The organism is Deinococcus alpinitundrae (genome assembly GCF_009982895.1).
GTDB lineage: Bacteria > Deinococcota > Deinococci > Deinococcales > Deinococcaceae > Deinococcus > Deinococcus alpinitundrae.
This window is the reverse complement of sequence record NZ_WXZL01000002.1, coordinates 307,098-324,615: the sequence shown is the minus strand read 5'-3', so window position 1 is coordinate 324,615 and position 17,518 is coordinate 307,098. Positions and strand designations below refer to the sequence as shown.

Here is a 17,518-nt window from a genome sequence, read left to right as displayed (position 1 = left end):
TATTAAAAACTATTTGGCGACGGCCCGCTGCCCACCGCGCCGCGCCGCTTCCGCTTCCAACGCGGCCTGATCTTCCACTCGCCTCAGGACCGGATTGAACAGCTGGACGGTGCAAAAGACGATCAGCAGCCCAGCCAGACCCATCACAAGCGGCCCGACCGGCAGGGCCACTGCCGCGATGCTGGTGAGGGCAATCGACAGCGGCCCTGTGAACTGGGCGATCAAGCGCCGCACGCTGAACACCCGGCCTTGCAGCGCAGGCGGCACCTGACCCTGCCAGATACTCTGCGAGTGGGCGTTCAGAACCGGCGAGGTCAGCCCGAAGAGCAGCAGCGCCGCGCCGCTGAGATACAGCTGGTGTGACGCGCCGAAGAGGAATTGTCCCGCTCCCATCACGATCATCGGCAGCAGCACGCCCAGCACCCGCCGCCGCTTGAGGCCGCCCCAGGTGCTGATGACGACCCCGCCAACGACGCCGCCAACGCTGATCAGGGTGGTCAGCAGTGCAAGGGCGGTGGCAAAACTGTAGCCCCGAGTCGTCCAGTCGGGCGCAAGTTGGTATTTGGTGAGCAAGGTCTCGAAGACACCCAGCGGTCCCGACACGAAGTTCGCCAGCGCAAAGGTGAGCAGCAGCCACAGCAGCGGGCGGCGGTCCAGGATGTAGCGCCAGCCGAAACCCACATCGGCCAGCAGACTGCGCTGCGCCGTCGTTTCAGGCTGGGGCGAGGGAATGCTCAGGCGCGTCAGCACCGCCGCCGCAAACAGAAAGCTGAAGGCGTCCAGCAAAAACGCCAGGGGCACGCCGCTTTGCCAGCCGGAAAGCCAGCTGGGTTCGTGGTGCTGGCGAGCCAGCGCGGGCAGCGCCACGATCAGGGCGGCGACGGCGGGCGAGGCCAGCCCGGAGAGCGACTGAATGGTCTGCATCATGCCGTTGGCGCGTGGCAACTGGGCTGGGCTGACCAGCGTGGCGTAACTGGTATCGAAGGCACTGACGTGAAAGCTGCCCACCAACCCCGTCAGCGCCACCAGCGGAATCAGTGCCCAGAAGGAAGGCCGCAGGTACAGCATCAGGAGTCCAGTGCTCAGGGCTGCCGCCGCACTCAACAGATCACAGCCGAGCATGGTCTTGCGCCGGTCGTGCCGGTCGGCCCAGACGCCTGCCAGCGGAGCGCCCAGCATGGCCGTCAGGGTCAAGGCCAGGGCCGTCGCCGACAGGGCCAGGGCCAGTTGCGGCTTTTGCGATTCCAGCGGAAACACCGTCTGGGCCAGGTAAATGTTGAAGGCAAAGGCCGAAAGCGCCGAGCCGAGCACCGAGACGGCCTGACTGCCCCACAGCGTCACGAAGGTGCGAAATCCGTTGGCTGGACGGTCGGCGGCATGGCTCACCGGCTCAGTGTAGCGGGGCGAGCCGAGTGGCCTTGCGGCTACGGGTTCACGTCCCGCGTGTAGCAGGCTTTGGCGACTCCCGGCAGCGGATCGCTGCCCCACTCGGCTACCGTGCAGTTGAAACCGTCGCTGGTCAGCCCCGACAGGTAGCGGCCCTGCGCTCCGAAAGCGACCTGCTTCTGGCCGCTGAAGGTGCAAAGCTGGCCTTCCGGCACGCAGAAGGCGTAGCCCGGCGGCCCGACTGGCGGCGTGGCTGAAGTGGGAGACGTCGCCTTGGACGCGACGCCGACGCCCAGCCGGGCAAGCGCGGCAGGCAGATCGATCAGACCGTACCCGCTGGCGTTGTCCTGCTGGCCGTGGTTGGACGCGCTGGAATAGAGTGCCTGCTTGACGGCGTCCACGCTGCTGCCGGGCTTGGCCCCCAGCATCACCGCCACGGCACCTGCCACCAGCGGTGCGGCCTGTGACGTGCCCGAGAGGGTGCCTGACGAATTGCCGGGGAAGCTGCTGGTGATCGCCACGCCGGGAGCCACCACGTCGGGTTTGACGAGGGGGCTGCCCTCAGCGCCGGGCCAGGTGACCGGCCCCCGGCTGCTGAATGGTGCGACCTCACCCTGCTGATCGACCGCGCCCACCCCGATCACGTCGGGCAGGTTGCCGGGGCTGCCGGTACTGCCCGCGCCTGGGCCAAAGTTGCCGATGGCGAAGACCGGCACCACGCCCGCCGCCAGCAGATTCTGCACCGGCAGGGCGAATTCGGGATGGTCACCCGGCAGGCCGAGGCTCATGCTGACCACGTTCGCGCCGTCGTCGGTGTCGGCGTTGTTGTCGGGGTCCAGCACCCACTGCATGCCCGCGATCACCTGGGCGAAGGTGCCCTCGCCGCCCGGCAGCACCAGGGCGCTGATCAGCTGGGCGTCGGGGGCCACGCCCAGGGTGTTGCCCACCAGCAGCCCCGCCGTGTGGGTGCCGTGCTCGGCGCTGTCGTGCGCGCTGCTGCCCGGCACCCGCTGGCCCGCCGCCCCGAACTCGGCGAAGGCCGCGATCTTGCCGCGAAGCTCGGGGTGATCGGGGTCCACGCCGGTATCGAGGTGCCCGATCCGCACCCCCTGCCCCCGGAACCCGGCGGTCTGGGCAGTTCTGGCTCCGATCATGTTCAGTGGGTCAAACGAATTGCTCTGCCCAGCTGCCGTGACCGACGAACCGGTGTCCAGCGCCATCACCTTCGGCAACCTGACCTTGAAGTTTTCGAAGACCTCGTCCACGATCGGCAGGCTGGCGAGCTGGAGGACCTGCACTGGCGAGAGCTTGAGCGCGATGGACTGGTAGAGCCACAGCTCGCTGCCGCCTTTCATGGCGGAATTGACCAGGCTCGAAGCTGGCCCCAGCTTGGCGCGACTTTCTTTGAGCTGGCGGCGCAGCGCCTTGAAGAGAGACCGGCCCCGCCCGTTGTTCTTGAAATTGAAGCGGACGATCACGCTGATGGGCTTACTGTCATGCGCCGCTGCCCGTTCCAGCAGCGCCGGGGAGAGCCGACCCGCCGAGGCACTGCCCAGACCGATCAAGGTGAGCGCCGACAGCAAAGAGAGTGCGCGTCTCATCATGCGTTCAGCCTAGGAGCCTGTGGCTGACGCGCCCTGAAGCAGTTGTGAGAACAGCTTGAGAATTCGTCAGCCGCGCGTCAGGGTCGTCACAGTTCAGTTCGGCCCGTTCAGCCGGGCCTGTTCACTCTCGCCAGGACCGTGACAACTTTCCGGCAATGACGGCGTGCCGCGCGCCCGTCGTTTGCGGTAGGGTATTGCGCCAGCCCTGATATGCGTAGTAGCCCAGCACGGCGAAGGCCGCCGCTTCACGGGCCGCCGAGTTCCAGCCGCGCTCCTCGAAAGTCAGCACCGGAATGGGGGAGAGCGCCGCCCGCAGATGGCTCATCAGCGTGGGGTTAAACGCGCCGCCGCCCGCCACCACGATCTCGTCGAGGCCCAGCGGCGTCACGAAGCGCCGGTAAGCGTCGGCGATGCTCAGGGCGCTGAAGGCGGTGACGCTGGCGGCGATGTCTTGCGGAGCGAGTTCGAAGACGCCCGGCAGGCTCTGCAAATTCCATCTCTCGCGCCCGGTCGATTTGGGCGGTGCGGCGCTGAGATACGGATCGTTCAGCCAGATCTGAATCAGGCTCTCGGCGACGTGCCCGCCCGCGCCCATCTGACCGCCCTCGTCTTGCCTCTTGCCGAAGAGTTCGGCGGCCTCATCGATCAGGGCGTTGGCTGGCCCGGTGTCGAACGCGACCACGCCCGCTTCGTCGAGCCCTGGCAGGTAGGTCAGGTTGCTGATGCCGCCGAGGTTGTGAACGGCCCGGCGCAAGCCCGCCTCGGCGTACATGATGCGGTCGGCAAACGGCACCAGCGGCGCGGCCTGCCCACCGGCCGCCAGGTCGGGCGGGCGGAAATCCGAGATGACCGGCTTGCCGGTACGCTCCACGATCACCGCCGCCTCACCGATCTGCAGGGTGGAGCGGGTGTGCCAGCCGCGCGGCGCGTCCAGGTGAGGAATGTGGTGCACCGTCTGGCCGTGGCTGGCGATCAGGTCGGCGTCGCGGGCGAGTTCGGCGGCGGCTTCGGCCAGCACCTCGCCCAGCCAGAAACCCAGCTGCGTCAGGTCGCTGGTGGTGGCCTCGTTGCGGCCAGCGGCGAGCAGGGCCGTGCGCAGATCGTCCCGGAACGGGGTGAACTGGTGGGCCAGCACCGCCGCGCGCGGCGCGGGGCCGCCCAGGACCGGGGCCGCACCGAACGTACCCAACGCCGGATAGCCGGGCAGCTCGGTCAGCACCGCGTCGATGCCGTCCACGCTGGTGCCGGTCATCAGGCCCAGGACCCGGGGTGGGCGACCTTTCGGCGAAGTCTGCATTGGCGCGGATAATACCACTTGCATACCACCAGTTGTCCAGCTAGACTCCCCCATACGTTTAAAGCAGAGTTGGGGCCTGCTGTGCGGTGGGCCGGGAGGAACGAATGAAGCATTGCGCCAAGTGGGTCGTTTGCGCCGCGCTGCTGTGCGGCAGCCAGGTTCCGTTCGTCCAGGCCCAGAGCGTCGCGCGGGGCGGCACCCTCCAGATCGCGGTGGATCAGTCGCCGGTGGGCCTGGACCCGCACGTGGCGACGGCCTTTTCCACCTTCGTGGTGACCGGGCAGATCTACGAGGGGCTGCTCGACGTGGACGCCAGCCTCAAGATCAAGCCGCTGCTGGCGAGCAAGTATGTCAAGAGCAAGGACGGCCTGACCTACACCTTTACCCTGCGCTCCAATGTCAAGTTCCACAACGGCGATCCCCTGACCGCTGCCGACGTGGAATACAGCATGGACCGGGTCAAAGACCCCAAAACAGCCTCGCCGCTCGCCAGCCGCCTCAGCGCCGTGAAAGACATCAAGGTGACGGGACCGCTGGAAGTCAGTTTCGTGCTGAGTAAGCCCTTCGCGCCCTTTCTGAGCGAGGTCGCCACCATCGCCATCGTGGACAAGAAGTACGTGACGGGCGGCGGCGATCTGCAGCGCAAGGCGGTGGGTACCGGTCCCTTCTCGCTCAAGGAGTGGGTGCCGGACACCTACGTGCAGCTTGCCAAGAATCCCAATTACTGGGCCAAGGGCCAGCCGTACCTCGACGCGCTGAAGTACAACATCGTGCCGGACGCCTCCACCCGGCAAGTCGGCCTGCAAAGCGGCACGTACCAGTTCCTGCCGAACATCGACGCGAGCCTGGCCGCCACCCTCAAGAATGCGGCGGGCATCAAGTTGATCAAGTCGCAGGATCTCTCGTATAGCCTCTTGGGCGTCAACGTGACCCGCAAACCGTTCAACGATCCACGTGTGCGCGAGGCGCTCAACTACGCCATTAACCGCCCCGAGATCGTGCAGGGCGTGTATTTCGGCGACGCGGTTCCGGCCGGCCCGATTCCGCCCGCCGTCAAGCAGTACGCCCAGCCGGTCAGCAGCTTTGCCTGCTACACCCACAACCCCGACAAGGCCAAGGAACTGCTCAAGCAGGCCGGGTATCCGGGCGGCGTGGACTTCTCGATTCTGACCTTCAATACCATCAAGACCGTCTCGGACGCCGCACAGGTGCTGCAAGCCGAACTGGCCGCCTCGGGCTTCCGGGCCAAGATCGACGTTCAGGAGTTCGGCAGCTTCGTGCAGAACTGGCGCAACTCCAACTTCGACGCCTTCGTGTCGCTCAACGGCGGCTCGGTGGATCCCGACGGCCAGCTTTACCGCACGTTGATTTCCGGCGGCTCCACCAACGTCTTCAAGTACGCGGACGCCGCAGTCGATAAACTCCTGGAGCAGGGCCGCAGCGCCACCACCACCGGCAAGCGCATCCAGATCTACACCCAGTTGCAACAGCTGGTGGCCTGCAAAGGCCCGCTGGCCTTCCTTGCCTACGGCGCGCTCTACTCGGCGGCGCAGAGCAACGTCAACGGCTTCACGCCCAACCCCACGCGCTCCCTGGCGGCCTTCAAGACCACCTGGCTCGGGAAGTAGGCGGGTGAGGATGCGGGGCGTCCAGGGACTGCCCGTTTTCCGCTAGGTCCGTCATGCTGCCATTTCTTACCAAACGCGCCATTGATCTGGTGGTGGTGCTGCTGGGCGTGTCGGTGCTGGTGTTCCTGATGATCCGCCTCATTCCTGGCGACGCGGTGCAGATCATGCTGGGGGCCAATACCGAGGTCACGCCGCAGCAGATCGCCCAGATGCGCAGCAAGCTGGGGCTGGATCAACCGATCTTGACGCAGTACTGGGGCTGGCTGACGGCTGCCCTCGGCGGCAATCTCGGCCAGAGCGTCTGGACAGGCGCGCCGGTCAGCCGCGAGATTCTGGCGCGGCTACCGATCACCGCCGAGCTGACGGTGCTGCCGCTGATTCTGGCGACGCTGCTGGCCGTGCCGCTGGGCATCCTGACCGCCGCCTGGCGCAACTCCACCCTGGAGCGCTTCATCCGGTTCTTCACGATTGTGGGCATCACCACGCCCGCCTTCTGGCTCGGCACGCTGTTTATCTACCTGGCCTTTTTGCTGTTTCCGAAATGGGCGACCATCGGGTACGTGCCGTTTTCCGAAAATCCCACCGGACACCTCTCGCGCATCTTTTTGCCCACCGTGGCGCTGGCGCTGCCGCTGCTGGCGGGACTGGTGAGGATTCTGCGCTCGTCTCTCTTGGAGGTGCTGAATCAGGATTTCGTCCGCACCGCCCGCGCCAAGGGCCTCCCGGAGCGGCAAGTCCTGTACAAACATGCCCTCAAAAACGCGCTGGTGCCGCTGCTGACGGTGCTGGGCATTCAGGCTGGCTACCTCTTCGGCGGCGCAATCGTCGTGGAGCAGGTGTTCGCCATTCCCGGCTTCGGGCGGCTGATCGTGGGGGCCATCAACGAGCGCAACTACGCACTGGTACAGGGAGCCATCCTGGTGGTGACGGCGGGCTTCGTGGTCATCAATTTCGTGGTGGACCTGCTGTATGCGCTGGTCGATCCGCGCGTGGAGTACCAGTGAGTGCCGCCGAGGTCGCCGCACCGCCGCGCCGCTCTCAGGGCCTGCTGGCCCGGCTGACGCGCAATCCGCTGGGCCTGACCGGCTTGCTGCTGACGGTGATGGTGGTGGTGCTGGCCCTCGCCGCGCCGCTCCTGGCTCCGGCGGGGCCGCTGGCGCAAGACATCCTGGGCCGATTGGGGCCGCCGTCGGCCAAACACTGGCTCGGCTCGGATCAGTTCGGGCGCGACACCTTCGGGCGCATTCTCTACGGCTACCGCGCCTCGCTGGGGGTGTCGGTGGGGGCGGTGGGGCTGGCCCTCGTCATCGGCGGCACGCTGGGCACACTGGCAGCCTATTTCGGCGGCTGGTTGGACCGCATCGTGATGCGCTTGATGGACGTGTTGCTGGCCTTTCCGGTGATCTTGCTGGCGATCGGCATCGTGGCGGTGCTGGGCCAGGGGTCGCTCAACACCGCGCTGGCGATCGGCGTCGTTTATGTGCCGACGTTTGCCCGCCTACTGCGCGGCCCCGCCCTGATTCTGAAGGAAAGCGATTATGTCAGCGCGGCGCACGGCCTCGGGGCGAACGATGCCCGCATCGTGTTTCGCCACATCCTGCCCAACCTCGCCGCCGTGATCCTGGTGCAGACGTCGGTGGCGCTGTCCACCGCCATTCTGGTGGAGGCCTCACTGTCGTTTCTGGGCCTCGGCACCCAGCCGCCCAACCCCAGCCTGGGGCTGATGCTCTCCGAATCGCGCAGCTTTCTGACGCTGCAACCCTGGCCCGCCGTGTTCAGCGGCCTCGCCATCTTGCTGGCCTCGCTGGGCTTCAATCTGCTGGGTGACAGTCTACGCGACATCCTCGACCCCCGGCTGCGCGGGCGCGACTGAAGCGTGAGGCACCCTGACACGCTGATCTGTCTGCACAAGCCCAAGATTCTGAAGCCACCGGTTCACTCAGGCAGCCGGTGGGCAGGCGCATACTACCGGACGAAATGACGCCGCCCCAGGTCGCTCCAGACGCCGCCCACGCTCCCCCCCAACCCTCGGCTCTCAAACGCTGGCTGCTGGAGGGGTCGAGCCCCTCGCCAGATCAGGAAGGCTTTTACGAGGATGAGCGCAGCGTGCAGGCCAAGCACCGCCCCCATCCCTGGTGGCAGGTCATGTGCCTGACCGGCGTGGACTACTTCTCGACGCTGGGCTACCAGCCGGGCATCGCGGCGCTGGCCGCAGGTGCGCTCTCGCCGCTTGCCACGCTGGTGCTGGTGCTGGTCACGCTCTTCGGAGCGCTGCCGATGTACCGCCGGGTGGCCGGGGAAAGTCCGCACGGCGACGGCTCGATCAGCATGCTCGAGCGGCTCCTGGGGTTCTGGCCCGGCAAATTCCTGGTGCTGGCCCTGATCGGCTTCGTCGCCACCGGCTTTGTCATCACCATCACCCTGTCGGCGGCGGATGCGGCGGCCCACCTCACCGAGAACCCGCTGCTCAAGCCGCTGCTGGGCGGCGCGCAGATTCCGGCGACGCTGCTGCTGATCGCTCTCCTGGGGGCCGTCTTCCTGAAAGGGTTCAACGAGGCCATCGGCATCGCGGTGGGCATCGTGATCGTGTACCTGGGACTCAGCGGCGTGGTGGTGGGCCACGGCTTGATGGTGGTGGCGCAGCATCCCCAGGTGGTTCCCGACTGGCTGGCCACCGTGCGCCAGGGCTACGGCTCGCCGCTGGCCCTCATCGGCGCGTCGCTGCTGGTCTTTCCCCGGCTGGCGCTGGGGCTGTCGGGCTTCGAGACCGGCGTGGTGGTCATGCCGCTGATCAAGGGAGACGCACAGGACACCGAGGCGCAGCCGGCAGGCCGCATCAGGAATGGCCGCAAGCTATTGACGACCGCCGCGCTGATCATGAGCGTCTTTCTGCTCACCAGCAGTCTGGTCACGACGCTGCTGATCCCCGCTGCCGCCTTTCAGACCGGCGGGGCCGCCAACGGACGGGCGCTGGCGTACCTGGCCCACACCCAACTCGGCGAAACCTTCGGCACCGTCTACGACCTCTCGACCATCCTGATTCTGTGGTTCGCGGGCGCGTCAGCGATGGCAGGACTCCTCAACATCGTGCCGCGCTACCTGCCCAGATACGGCATGGCCCCCGACTGGACCCGCGCCAACCGCCCGCTGGTGTTGGTGTTCGTGGGCATTGCGCTGCTGGTCACGCTGGCTTTCCGCGCCAACGTGGACGCCCAGGCCGGGGCCTACGCGACGGGTGTGCTGGCCCTGATGACCTCGGCGGCAGTGGCCGTCACGCTGTCGGCCTTCCGGCATCATCAGCGCGGCCTGGGCTGGATGTTCGGCGTCATCAGCGCCATCTTCATCTACACCCTGGCCGTCACCGTCATCGGCAACCCCGAGGGCCTGTTCATCGCCCTGCTGTTTATTCTGGGCGTGCTGGCCGTCAGCTTGTACTCGCGGGTGCAGCGCTCGTTCGAGCTGCGGGTCAGCAGCGTGGTCCTTGACGATTCGGCCATCAAGCTCCTCAAGTCGTCTCCGATTCGCCCACTGCGGTTGGTGGCGCACCGCCCCGGCCCGTTTACCCAGAACGAGTACCAGAAAAAAGAACTTCGCACCCGTCAGATGGCCCACCTGCCTGACGACGCGCCGTTTCTGTTTCTGGAAGTGGACGTGGACGATGCCAGCGAATTCAGCGACGTGGTGGAGGTCAGCGGCGTCCGGGTCGGCTCGTATGGCGTGCTGCGGGCCAAAGGCTCCAGCGTGCCCAACACCATCGCCGCTCTGATGTTGCATCTGCGCGGCAAGGGCGCGCCGCCGCAGGTGTACATGCGCTGGAGTGAGGACACCCCGCTGCATCTGGCGCTCAAATTTCTGGTCGAGGGCGAGGGCGATGTGCCGCCGCTCACCCACGAGATTTTGCGCCGAGCCGAACCGGACCGCGACCGGAGGCCAATCGTGCACGTGGGTGGATAAACAGCTTCAGCCCAGCGCGGCCAGCACCTCATCCACATCGGCAGGCGTGTGGTCGGCGTTGATCTGGAACCTCACACTCTCGTCGCCGCGCGGTACCACCGGATACGAGATGCCCGTCGCCAGAATGCCCTTCGCCTTCAGATCGGCCACCCGCGCCACCAGCCTGTCCTGGTCGCGCACGAACAGCGGCACCACCGGATGCTGCCCGTCGAGGGTCTCGAAGCCGCGCTCCTTAAGGCCGCTGCGGAACTGTTCGGTGAGCGTTCGTAGCTTGCTCAGCCGCTCACGCCCCCAGGCACTGTCAGTCAGGTCAACGGCCACCTTCGCGGCGGCGGCCTCGCCCGCCGTGATCGGGTTGGAATAGATGTAGGTGGGCGACTTCTCACGCAGGTACTCGGTCAGTATGCGGCTGCCGGTCACGTAGCCGCCGTTGACGCCGAAGGCCTTGCCCAGCGTGCCGATCAGCACGTCGGCCTGCATATCGGCGAATTCCTCGGTGCCGCGCCCGGTCTGCCCAAACGCCCCGACGCCGTGCGAGTCGTCCACGACCAGCAGCACGGCTTCGGGGAAGTTGGCGTCGTGGGCGCGGCAGATCTCGGCGATCTCAGCGAGCGGCGCGTGCGCTCCGCGCATCGAGAAGATGCCGTCCGTGACGACCAGGGCGCGGGCCGCGCCTTTCGCCTCGCTGAGCCGGGCATCCAGCTCGTTCAGGTCGAGGTGCTTGTACACCGCCTTGCTGTGGGGGCGCGAGAGTTTCACCGCGTTGATGATGCAGTTGTGGTTGAGTTCGTCGCTGATGACAGCGGTCTGCGGGGTGATTAAGCTGCTCAGCACGCTCAGCACGGTGGCGTAAGCCGAGCTGAAGATCATGGCCGCCTCGCGCCCGTGAAACTGGGCCAGCCGCGCTTCCAGTTCCACATGCGGCAGGTACGAGCCGCTGATAAACCGCACCGCGCCGGGGCCGACGCCGTAAGCCCGCACTGCCTGTTCGTCGGCTTCGATCAGCTCGGGGTGAAACGTCAGGCCCAGGTAGCTGTTGGCGTTCATGCGCAGGTAGGGCGTGGCGTCGCCGCGCAGCACGAAGCGGGGGCCGCTGTCGCCCTGCGGCTGAATGACCTGCTCGACCACCGCCTCCAGGCTCTTGCGTTTGCCCTGGGCGCTGAGAGCATCGAGTTCCTGCTGGGCGAGTTGGTGAAAGCGGTCAAGTGCCATGAATGATTCCTCCGGTGGGGTGATGGGTCAGCGCCGACAGCATCTCGCCGGTCATGCGCCGCAAATCGTAGGCGGGTCGCCAGTGCCAGTCCTGACGGGCCGCCGCATCGTCGATGCTGCTGGGCCAGCCGTCGGCGATGGCCTGCCGCACCGGGTCGGGCGCGTACTCGACCTCGAAGTGCGGCAGATCGAAGCGGTGCAGTTGCCGCCGGATCTCGGCGGCGATGGCGGCGGGTGTCAGGCTCATTCCGGCCAGGTTGTAGGCGTTGGGGTAGCGCAGGCTCTCCCTGGGCGCGTCCATCAGGTCCAGGGTGGCCCGCACCGCGTCGGGCATGAACAGCATTTCCAGTGCTGTATTGGACGACAGAAAACAGGTGTACGGCTCGCCCCGCGCCGCCGCGTGGTACATCTGAACGCTGTAGTCGGTGGTGCCGCCACCCGGTGGGGCCGAGGCCGAGATCAAACCCGGATAGCGCAGGCCCCGCACGTCCACGCCGTAGCGGCGGGCGTAGTCGTCACACAGCAGTTCGCCGGCCACCTTGGTCACGCCGTACATGCTGGTCGGGCGCAGACTGGTGAGCTGCGGAGCCAGGTTGCGCGGTGTATCGGGGCCGAAGACGGCAATCGAGCTGGGCGCAAACACCCGGCACTGACAGGCGTGGGCCGTGTCCAGCACGTTGATCAGGCTCTGCATGTTGAGGTGCCAGGCCAGCGCGGGCTTGGCTTCCGCCACTGCCGAGAGCAGGGCCGCGAGGTGGTAGATCTCCTGAATCCCCTGCTCCTGCACGGTGCTCAGTAAGCCCGCCGCGTCAAGACCGTCGAGCAGCTTGAACGGGCCGCTTGCTGCCGGATGGTCGGGGCTGGGAGTGCGGATGTCGGTTGCCAGCACCTCAGAGACGCCGTAGCGCTCCCGCAGGGCCAGGGTCAGCTCGGTGCCGACCTGGCCGAGCGCTCCAGTGATCAGGACGCGGGGCATCAGTCAGTCACCGAGGGGAGCGGGGAAAGGGAAAAAGGACGGCACATGACTGTCAGCATACTCGTCCCTCAGCGGCGCTGAGACGGCTGCCGAAAAGTGGGCACGGGAAGGTCGGACGCGGAAGCGCGGCGCGAAGCTGGCTCCAGTGACCAGTCCACCGCTCCGCGCCCCGCTGCGACCAGCGCCGCGTTCGCCTGCGAGAACGGGCGGCTGCCGAAGAAGCGCTCGGCGCTGTAAGGCGAGGGGTGGGCCGATTCCAGAACGACGTGCTGCGGGGCCGTGATCAGCCGCGCCTTCTTGCGGGCATACGCGCCCCACAGCACGAACACCACCCGCTCGGATCTGGCATTCACCGCCCGGATCACGGCGTCGGTCAGCGGTTCCCAGCCCTGACCCGCGTGACTGTTCGGCTGGCCTGCCCGCACCGTCAGTACGGCGTTGAGCAGCAGCACGCCCCGGGCGGCCCAGGCGCTCAGATCGCCGCTGCGGGACGGCGGGATGCCCAGGTCGTCGTGAAGCTCCTTGTAGATGTTCTGCAAGCTCGGCGGCACCCGCACGCCGGGCCGCACGCTGAATGACAGTCCCTGGGCCTGACCGTAGCCGTGATACGGGTCTTGCCCCAGAATCAGCACCTTCACCTCCCCCAGCGGCGTGAGTCTGAGAGCCTTGAACACGTCCGGCGCGGGTGGGTAGATGGTCTGCTCGGCCCGCTCGCGCACCAGAAAGTTCTTGAGCGCGTGGAAGGACGGAGCGGCGAACTCGCTCTCCAGTGATTGCTGCCAGGCGTCAGACAAGCCGGCGATTCTGATGGGCCTGCTGGCCTGAACGCCGTCGAACAGGGCAGGTTGATCGGGGCTGAAGATCTGACGCTTCGGCGAACTGGCCGCCACCTTCACCGCTCTGGGCGGCAGTCCCCGCGCCACCCGCTCGGCGCGCACCACTGCCTTCTTGCGGCTGCCGTGCAGGGCGTAGACCCGCCGAGATTCCGCCTCGAAGTGGGCCTGGGTACGGGCCGCCATGATCCTGGCTTTGGCCGCCCGCGCCGCCTTGCCCTCGTCCACGATGGGCGGCGGGTAGCTCAGGCGGCTGGCCCCGCTCCACTCCCAGGGCGCGTGAATAAAATCGCCGGGAGCGTCGCGCAACTCCGGCACCCAGCGGCGGATGAACTCGCCCGCCGGGTCCTGCTGCTTCGCCTGGCGGGTGGGCGAGTAGATACGCACGCGGTTGATGCCCACCACCGCACTCTGCATCTGCATCTGCGACCAGTGGATGCCAGGCTCATTGTCGAGCCACTGGCGTGCCAGATGCACCCCGGTGGGCCGCCAGTGCAGCCACAGGTGCTGCGAGGCGAAACTCACCAGCATGGCCCGCATCCGGAAGTTGAGCCAGCCGGTGGCCGTCAGCATCCGCATGCAGGCGTCGATCAGTGGGAAACCAGTCTGGCCGTGCGCCCAGCGGTCAAAGAAATCGGGGTTCCAAGCGTTCTCGCGCAAACCGTCGAAGGCCCGGTTGAGATTCCTGAATTCCATCTGCGGCTCCGATTCCAGCCGCTGAATAAAATGGCAGTGCCAGTGCAGACGGCTCTCGAAACTTCTGAGCGACCGGACCCAGCGCGGATCGGCCGCTGTGTCGCCGCTGACGGCGGCCAGGCGCTGCCGGGTGGCGTGCAGCGTTTCCCTGAGCGAGAGGGTGCCGAAGGCCAGCGGCACGCTCAACCGCGAGCAGGCGGTCACGGCGCCGAGTGGGCTGCTCATCTCGCGCATGTAGTTCACGCCGCGCACCGTCAAGAAGCTCTCCAGCATGGCGCGGGCGGCCCGCTCGCCCGCCGGAATGGGCACTTGAGTGCTGGGCGCAACACCGAGCTGGGCGTGACTGCGGATTCCCTGGGAACGCAGCGGAGCACCTCGCAGCAAGGTAGGGGCGGGGAGGGGAGCCGCGCCCATTCTCGCTTCCCAGGTGTCGGCCCAGCCGTCGCGGTTCTTCATGCGGCGCACCACCCCGTTCTGTGGCAGCTCGTGAAAGGGCAGGCCGCGCTCACGTGCCCAGGCCCGCACCCGGCGGTCACGGGCGTAGCTCAAGGCGTTGCCGGTTTCCTGGTGCGCCCACAGCCCTCCAATGGCAACTTGCTGGCTCAGCGCTTCCAGCACGCTGACGGCCTCGCCCACCCGCAGAATCAGCGGCGTCCCGAGCGCCTGCAAATCGCTGTCCAGCTCAGCGAGGCAGGCATTCAGGTGCGTCAGGTGGTGCCCGGCGAATTCCTCATGGGTCAGTTGCTCGGGTTCGTAGATGAACAGCGGCAACACCGGCCCGCGCTCGGCGGCCCGCAGCAGCGGCGCGTGATCATGGGTTCGCAGATCCTTCTTGAACCAGACCACCTGCACGCGCTGGGCGGCCAGTTTCGTTTCGGACAGAACGGACATGGCGTTATTGTCTCCCAGCTTGTTGCCGCAGACCGTAAGCCGGTTCGGGTGCAGCGGAACCGATTTGGGCCACATCCCGAGCGCTCAGACGCGTTGTTTACTGAAGAGGCATTTTTCTGTACTCAGTCAAATAAGGAGTTCTGATGACCATATCGCCGCAGAGCACGGCACCGCTTCCCAGTTCGTCCCCGGAAAGTAGACAGCGCAGCTACACCTGGCAAGACCCCCTGATCGGCGCGGAGACCGCCCAGCAGCTCAGCGGTCTGGACTACCTGCGCGGCATGGCGCGGGGCGAGTACCCGCCGCCGCCCATCGGCGACACGCTGGGTTTCCGGCTGCCGCGCGAGGAGGATGTGCAAGACGGCCAGGTGACGTTCTACCTGACGCCCGAGGAATTTCACTACAACCCCATCGGCAGCGTCCACGGCGGCGTCTACGCGACCCTGCTCGACTCGGCGCTGGGCTGCTGCATTCACACCAAATTGCCTGCTGGGGTCGGTTACACCACCCTCGATCTGGCCATCAAATACCTGCGGCCCCTCAAGGTGGGCATGGGCGAGGTGCGGGCCGTGGGCAAGGTGATCAGCGTCTCTAAGCGGGTCGCCACTGCCGAGGCCCAGATTCTGGACGCGGCGGGCAAGCTCTGCGCCACCGCCACCACCACCTGCTTGATTCTGCGGCCCAGCGCCGCCGGAGGCCAACCATGACCCAGCCTGAAGAGACGTTCATCAACTCAAAAAACACCCTCGTCGAGCATCTGGGCATCACCTTTTCCGAGCAGAGTGGACAGAAAGTGGTGGCGAGCATGCCGGTTGAGGCCCGCGTGCATCAGCCATTCGGCATCCTGCACGGCGGCGCGAGCGTGGTGCTGGCCGAAACGGTGGCAAGTACCGGCGCGTATCTGAACGTCCGGGAACGTGGCATGGTCGCAGTGGGCCAGGAGATCAACGCCAACCACCTGCGCAGCGTACGCTCCGGCACGGTGACGGCCACCGCCACCCCGATCTTTCAGGGCCGTAGCAGCGAGGTCTGGCATATCGAGATCAAAGATGAGGCGGGCAAGCTGATCTGCGTCTCGCGCTGCACGCTGGCTATTATCGCGCCGCCGTCTGGGCCGCCGACCTCGTAACCGCGTCTGGGGTCGCCGCGTCGTCGCTGTAGCCTGCCGCCTGCAAGTGGTAGAGCGCGGCGTAGCGCCCCTCAAGCGCGATCAGCTCGGCGTGGCTGCCCGCTTCCTGCACCTTGCCGCCGTCAAGCACGATGATCTGATCGGCCAGCCGCACCGTCGAGAAGCGGTGCGAGATCAGGAGGGTGATGCGCTCGCGGGCCTGCTCGCGCAGTGCCTGAATGGTGTCGAACTCGGCGCGGGCGTCGAGCGCCGCGGTCGGTTCGTCGAACACCAGCACCGAGGCGTCCCGGAAGTACAGCCTCGCCAGCGCCAGCCGTTGCCACTGTCCGCCCGACAGTTGCCGCCCGCCCTGAAACAGCCGCCCCAGCGGGGTCTTGAGACCGTCGGGCAATTCGTTGACGAAGTCAGCACCGGCCTGCTCCACGGCCAGTTGCTGACCGGCTTCGTCGCCCAGGCGGTCGGTCTCGGCCATCGAGATGTTCTCACCGGCCTGCATCTGGTACTGGCCGAAATCCTGAAAGATGATGCTCATCTGCCGCTGCACGCTGCGCGGGCTGAACTGGGCGGCGTCCTGGCCGTTGAGCAGGATGCGGCCCGCCGTCGGCTCGAAGAGGCGGGTGAGCAGCTTCATGGCTGTCGTCTTGCCCGCGCCGTTCTCGCCCACCAGCGCCAGCGCCTCACCGCGCCGCACGGTGAAGCTCAGCCCGCGCAGCACGTCGCGCTCGGTCAGCGGGTAGCGGAAGGCCACGTCCTGAAACTCGATGGTGTCGATTGGCCCCTGCCACTGCTGCCCGGCATCGAGGTCGCGGCTGGGCAATTCCAGAAACTCGTAGAGGTTTCGCATATACAGCAGGTTCTGGTAAATGCCGCTGATGCTGCTGAGCAGCCCCGACAGCGTGCCCTGAATCTGGGCGATGCCCAGCGCGAACAGCGAGAAGTCGCCCACCGTGAGCTGCCCCGCCGCCGCCCGACGCAGCACCAGTGCCGAGGCCGCGCCCACCAGCAACGCCGAGATCAGCGACGCGCCGAGATTGCCCCAGCTGCGCCGCCGCACGATGCCTTCGAGCTGCGCCCGGAAGCCCAGGTAGTACTCGCGCCAGCGCCTGAGCAGGTACGGTTCCACATTGAAGAGGCGCACTTCTTTGACCAGGGTGTCGCTGGTCAGGATGCTGCCGAAGTAGTTCTGCACGCGGGCGTCGTGGGTCTGCCACCGCAGCATCCGGTAGTTTTCGACGCCGAAGCGGTTGGAGACGTACACTCCCGGCAAAGCGGAGAGCAAAATCAGCGGCACGATCAAAGGCCCGAGCTGCGCCATCAGGCCGCCCACCGACAGCAGTGTCACCAGTCCGCCTGCCAGTCCGACGATCTGGGTCGCCACCTGCACCGGCCTCGCGCCGACCTCGCGGTAGGCCTGCTGAAGTCGGTCATAGGTTTCGGCGTTCTCGAAGCGCTCGACTTCCAATTCGGTGGCTTTCTTCAAGATGAGCGCACTGATCTGGTGCTGGAGGCTGTCGCCCAGCAGTTCACGGGCCGAGTTCTGAACGGTGCCCAGTACGCCGCTGGCGATGACCAGCCCGACTTGCAGGGCCAGCAGCGAGAGCAGCGCCGAGTACGGCTCGGTGCCGCTGGCCGACTGCGCCACCGCGTTGAGCAGCAATTTGCTGACGTACAAATTGGCGGCGGGCAGCACCGAGGCCAGCAAGGTGGTCAGCGCGAACCAGGTCGTCTGAGCCGGGCTTGCCCGCCACACCAGTTTCAGGGTGGCCCACAAATCGCTGAGCTGCTGGCGGCGCGAGGTCTCGCTGGCGGGCGAGGCGGTGGGCGCGGAACGCTGCGGAAAAGTCACACGGAAGTCTAGGCCGAGCGGCGCTCTGACAAGGTGACGATGTGCCTTCCCGCTTGCTGGGATGAA

Annotated in this window: 13 protein-coding genes; 6 read left to right on the top strand and 7 right to left on the bottom strand. The window is 66.7% G+C overall.

Going from position 1 to position 17,518, the window contains the following annotated elements; translation table 11 throughout:
• Window positions 1-9: 9 nt before the first annotated feature.
• From GUI70_RS03145 to GUI70_RS03135, 3 genes are all read right to left on the bottom strand, one after another.
• Window positions 10-1,386: an MFS transporter gene (locus tag GUI70_RS03145; protein ID WP_161880831.1), complete on the bottom strand. Its 1,377-nt coding sequence runs from the start codon at window positions 1,384-1,386 to the stop codon at window positions 10-12.
• Window positions 1,387-1,424: 38 nt separating this feature from the next.
• A complete protein-coding gene (locus tag GUI70_RS03140; protein WP_161880830.1) occupies window positions 1,425-2,990 on the bottom strand; it encodes a S8 family peptidase in 1,566 nt (521 codons plus the stop codon).
• Between the two features lie 121 nt (window positions 2,991-3,111).
• Window positions 3,112-4,287, bottom strand: a complete 1,176-nt coding sequence (locus tag GUI70_RS03135) for an anhydro-N-acetylmuramic acid kinase (RefSeq protein ID WP_237724661.1) — start codon at window positions 4,285-4,287, stop codon at window positions 3,112-3,114.
• Between the two features lie 104 nt (window positions 4,288-4,391).
• Here GUI70_RS03135 and GUI70_RS03130 point away from each other — a divergent pair, with 104 nt between their 5' ends.
• From GUI70_RS03130 to GUI70_RS03115, 4 genes are all read left to right on the top strand, one after another.
• Window positions 4,392-5,915, top strand: a complete 1,524-nt coding sequence (locus GUI70_RS03130) for an ABC transporter substrate-binding protein (protein ID WP_161880829.1) — start codon at window positions 4,392-4,394, stop codon at window positions 5,913-5,915.
• A gap of 53 nt (window positions 5,916-5,968) precedes the next feature.
• A complete protein-coding gene (locus tag GUI70_RS03125) occupies window positions 5,969-6,919 on the top strand; it encodes an ABC transporter permease (protein ID WP_161880828.1) in 951 nt (316 codons plus the stop codon).
• Complete coding sequence (locus GUI70_RS03120; RefSeq protein WP_161880827.1) at window positions 6,916-7,788, top strand: ABC transporter permease; 873 nt, start codon at window positions 6,916-6,918, stop codon at window positions 7,786-7,788. The genes GUI70_RS03125 and GUI70_RS03120 overlap by 4 nt, the downstream gene beginning before the upstream one ends.
• 104 nt (window positions 7,789-7,892) lie before the next feature.
• Window positions 7,893-9,869, top strand: coding sequence for an APC family permease (locus GUI70_RS03115; RefSeq protein WP_237724660.1), 1,977 nt, complete (start codon window positions 7,893-7,895; stop codon window positions 9,867-9,869).
• A 6-nt stretch (window positions 9,870-9,875) separates the two neighbouring features.
• On the opposite strand, the gene GUI70_RS03110 is transcribed toward GUI70_RS03115, so the two are convergent.
• The 3 genes from GUI70_RS03110 to ung form a co-directional block, all read right to left on the bottom strand.
• On the bottom strand, window positions 9,876-11,081 hold the full coding sequence (locus tag GUI70_RS03110; protein WP_161880826.1) for an aminotransferase class I/II-fold pyridoxal phosphate-dependent enzyme: 1,206 nt from the start codon (window positions 11,079-11,081) through the stop codon (window positions 9,876-9,878).
• Window positions 11,071-12,057, bottom strand: coding sequence for an NAD-dependent epimerase/dehydratase family protein (locus tag GUI70_RS03105; protein ID WP_161880825.1), 987 nt, complete (start codon window positions 12,055-12,057; stop codon window positions 11,071-11,073). The genes GUI70_RS03110 and GUI70_RS03105 overlap by 11 nt, the downstream gene beginning before the upstream one ends.
• Before the next feature lie 68 nt (window positions 12,058-12,125).
• Window positions 12,126-14,477, bottom strand: a complete 2,352-nt coding sequence (gene ung / locus GUI70_RS03100) for a uracil-DNA glycosylase (protein WP_161880824.1) — start codon at window positions 14,475-14,477, stop codon at window positions 12,126-12,128.
• Window positions 14,478-14,620: 143 nt separating this feature from the next.
• Here ung and GUI70_RS03095 point away from each other — a divergent pair, with 143 nt between their 5' ends.
• Both GUI70_RS03095 and GUI70_RS03090 read left to right on the top strand, forming a co-directional pair.
• Entirely contained in the window at window positions 14,621-15,184 is a 564-nt protein-coding gene (locus tag GUI70_RS03095) for a PaaI family thioesterase (RefSeq protein ID WP_161880823.1), read from the top strand.
• Window positions 15,181-15,606: a hotdog fold thioesterase gene (locus tag GUI70_RS03090; RefSeq protein WP_161880822.1), complete on the top strand. Its 426-nt coding sequence runs from the start codon at window positions 15,181-15,183 to the stop codon at window positions 15,604-15,606. The genes GUI70_RS03095 and GUI70_RS03090 overlap by 4 nt, the downstream gene beginning before the upstream one ends.
• Here the strand turns inward: GUI70_RS03090 and GUI70_RS03085 are convergent.
• The gene (locus GUI70_RS03085) at window positions 15,572-17,452 is read right to left on the bottom strand and encodes an ABC transporter ATP-binding protein (protein ID WP_161880821.1); all 1,881 of its coding nucleotides are present in this window, start codon (window positions 17,450-17,452) and stop codon (window positions 15,572-15,574) included. The two genes, GUI70_RS03090 and GUI70_RS03085, sit on opposite strands and share 35 nt — an antisense overlap.
• Window positions 17,453-17,518: the final 66 nt, after the last annotated feature.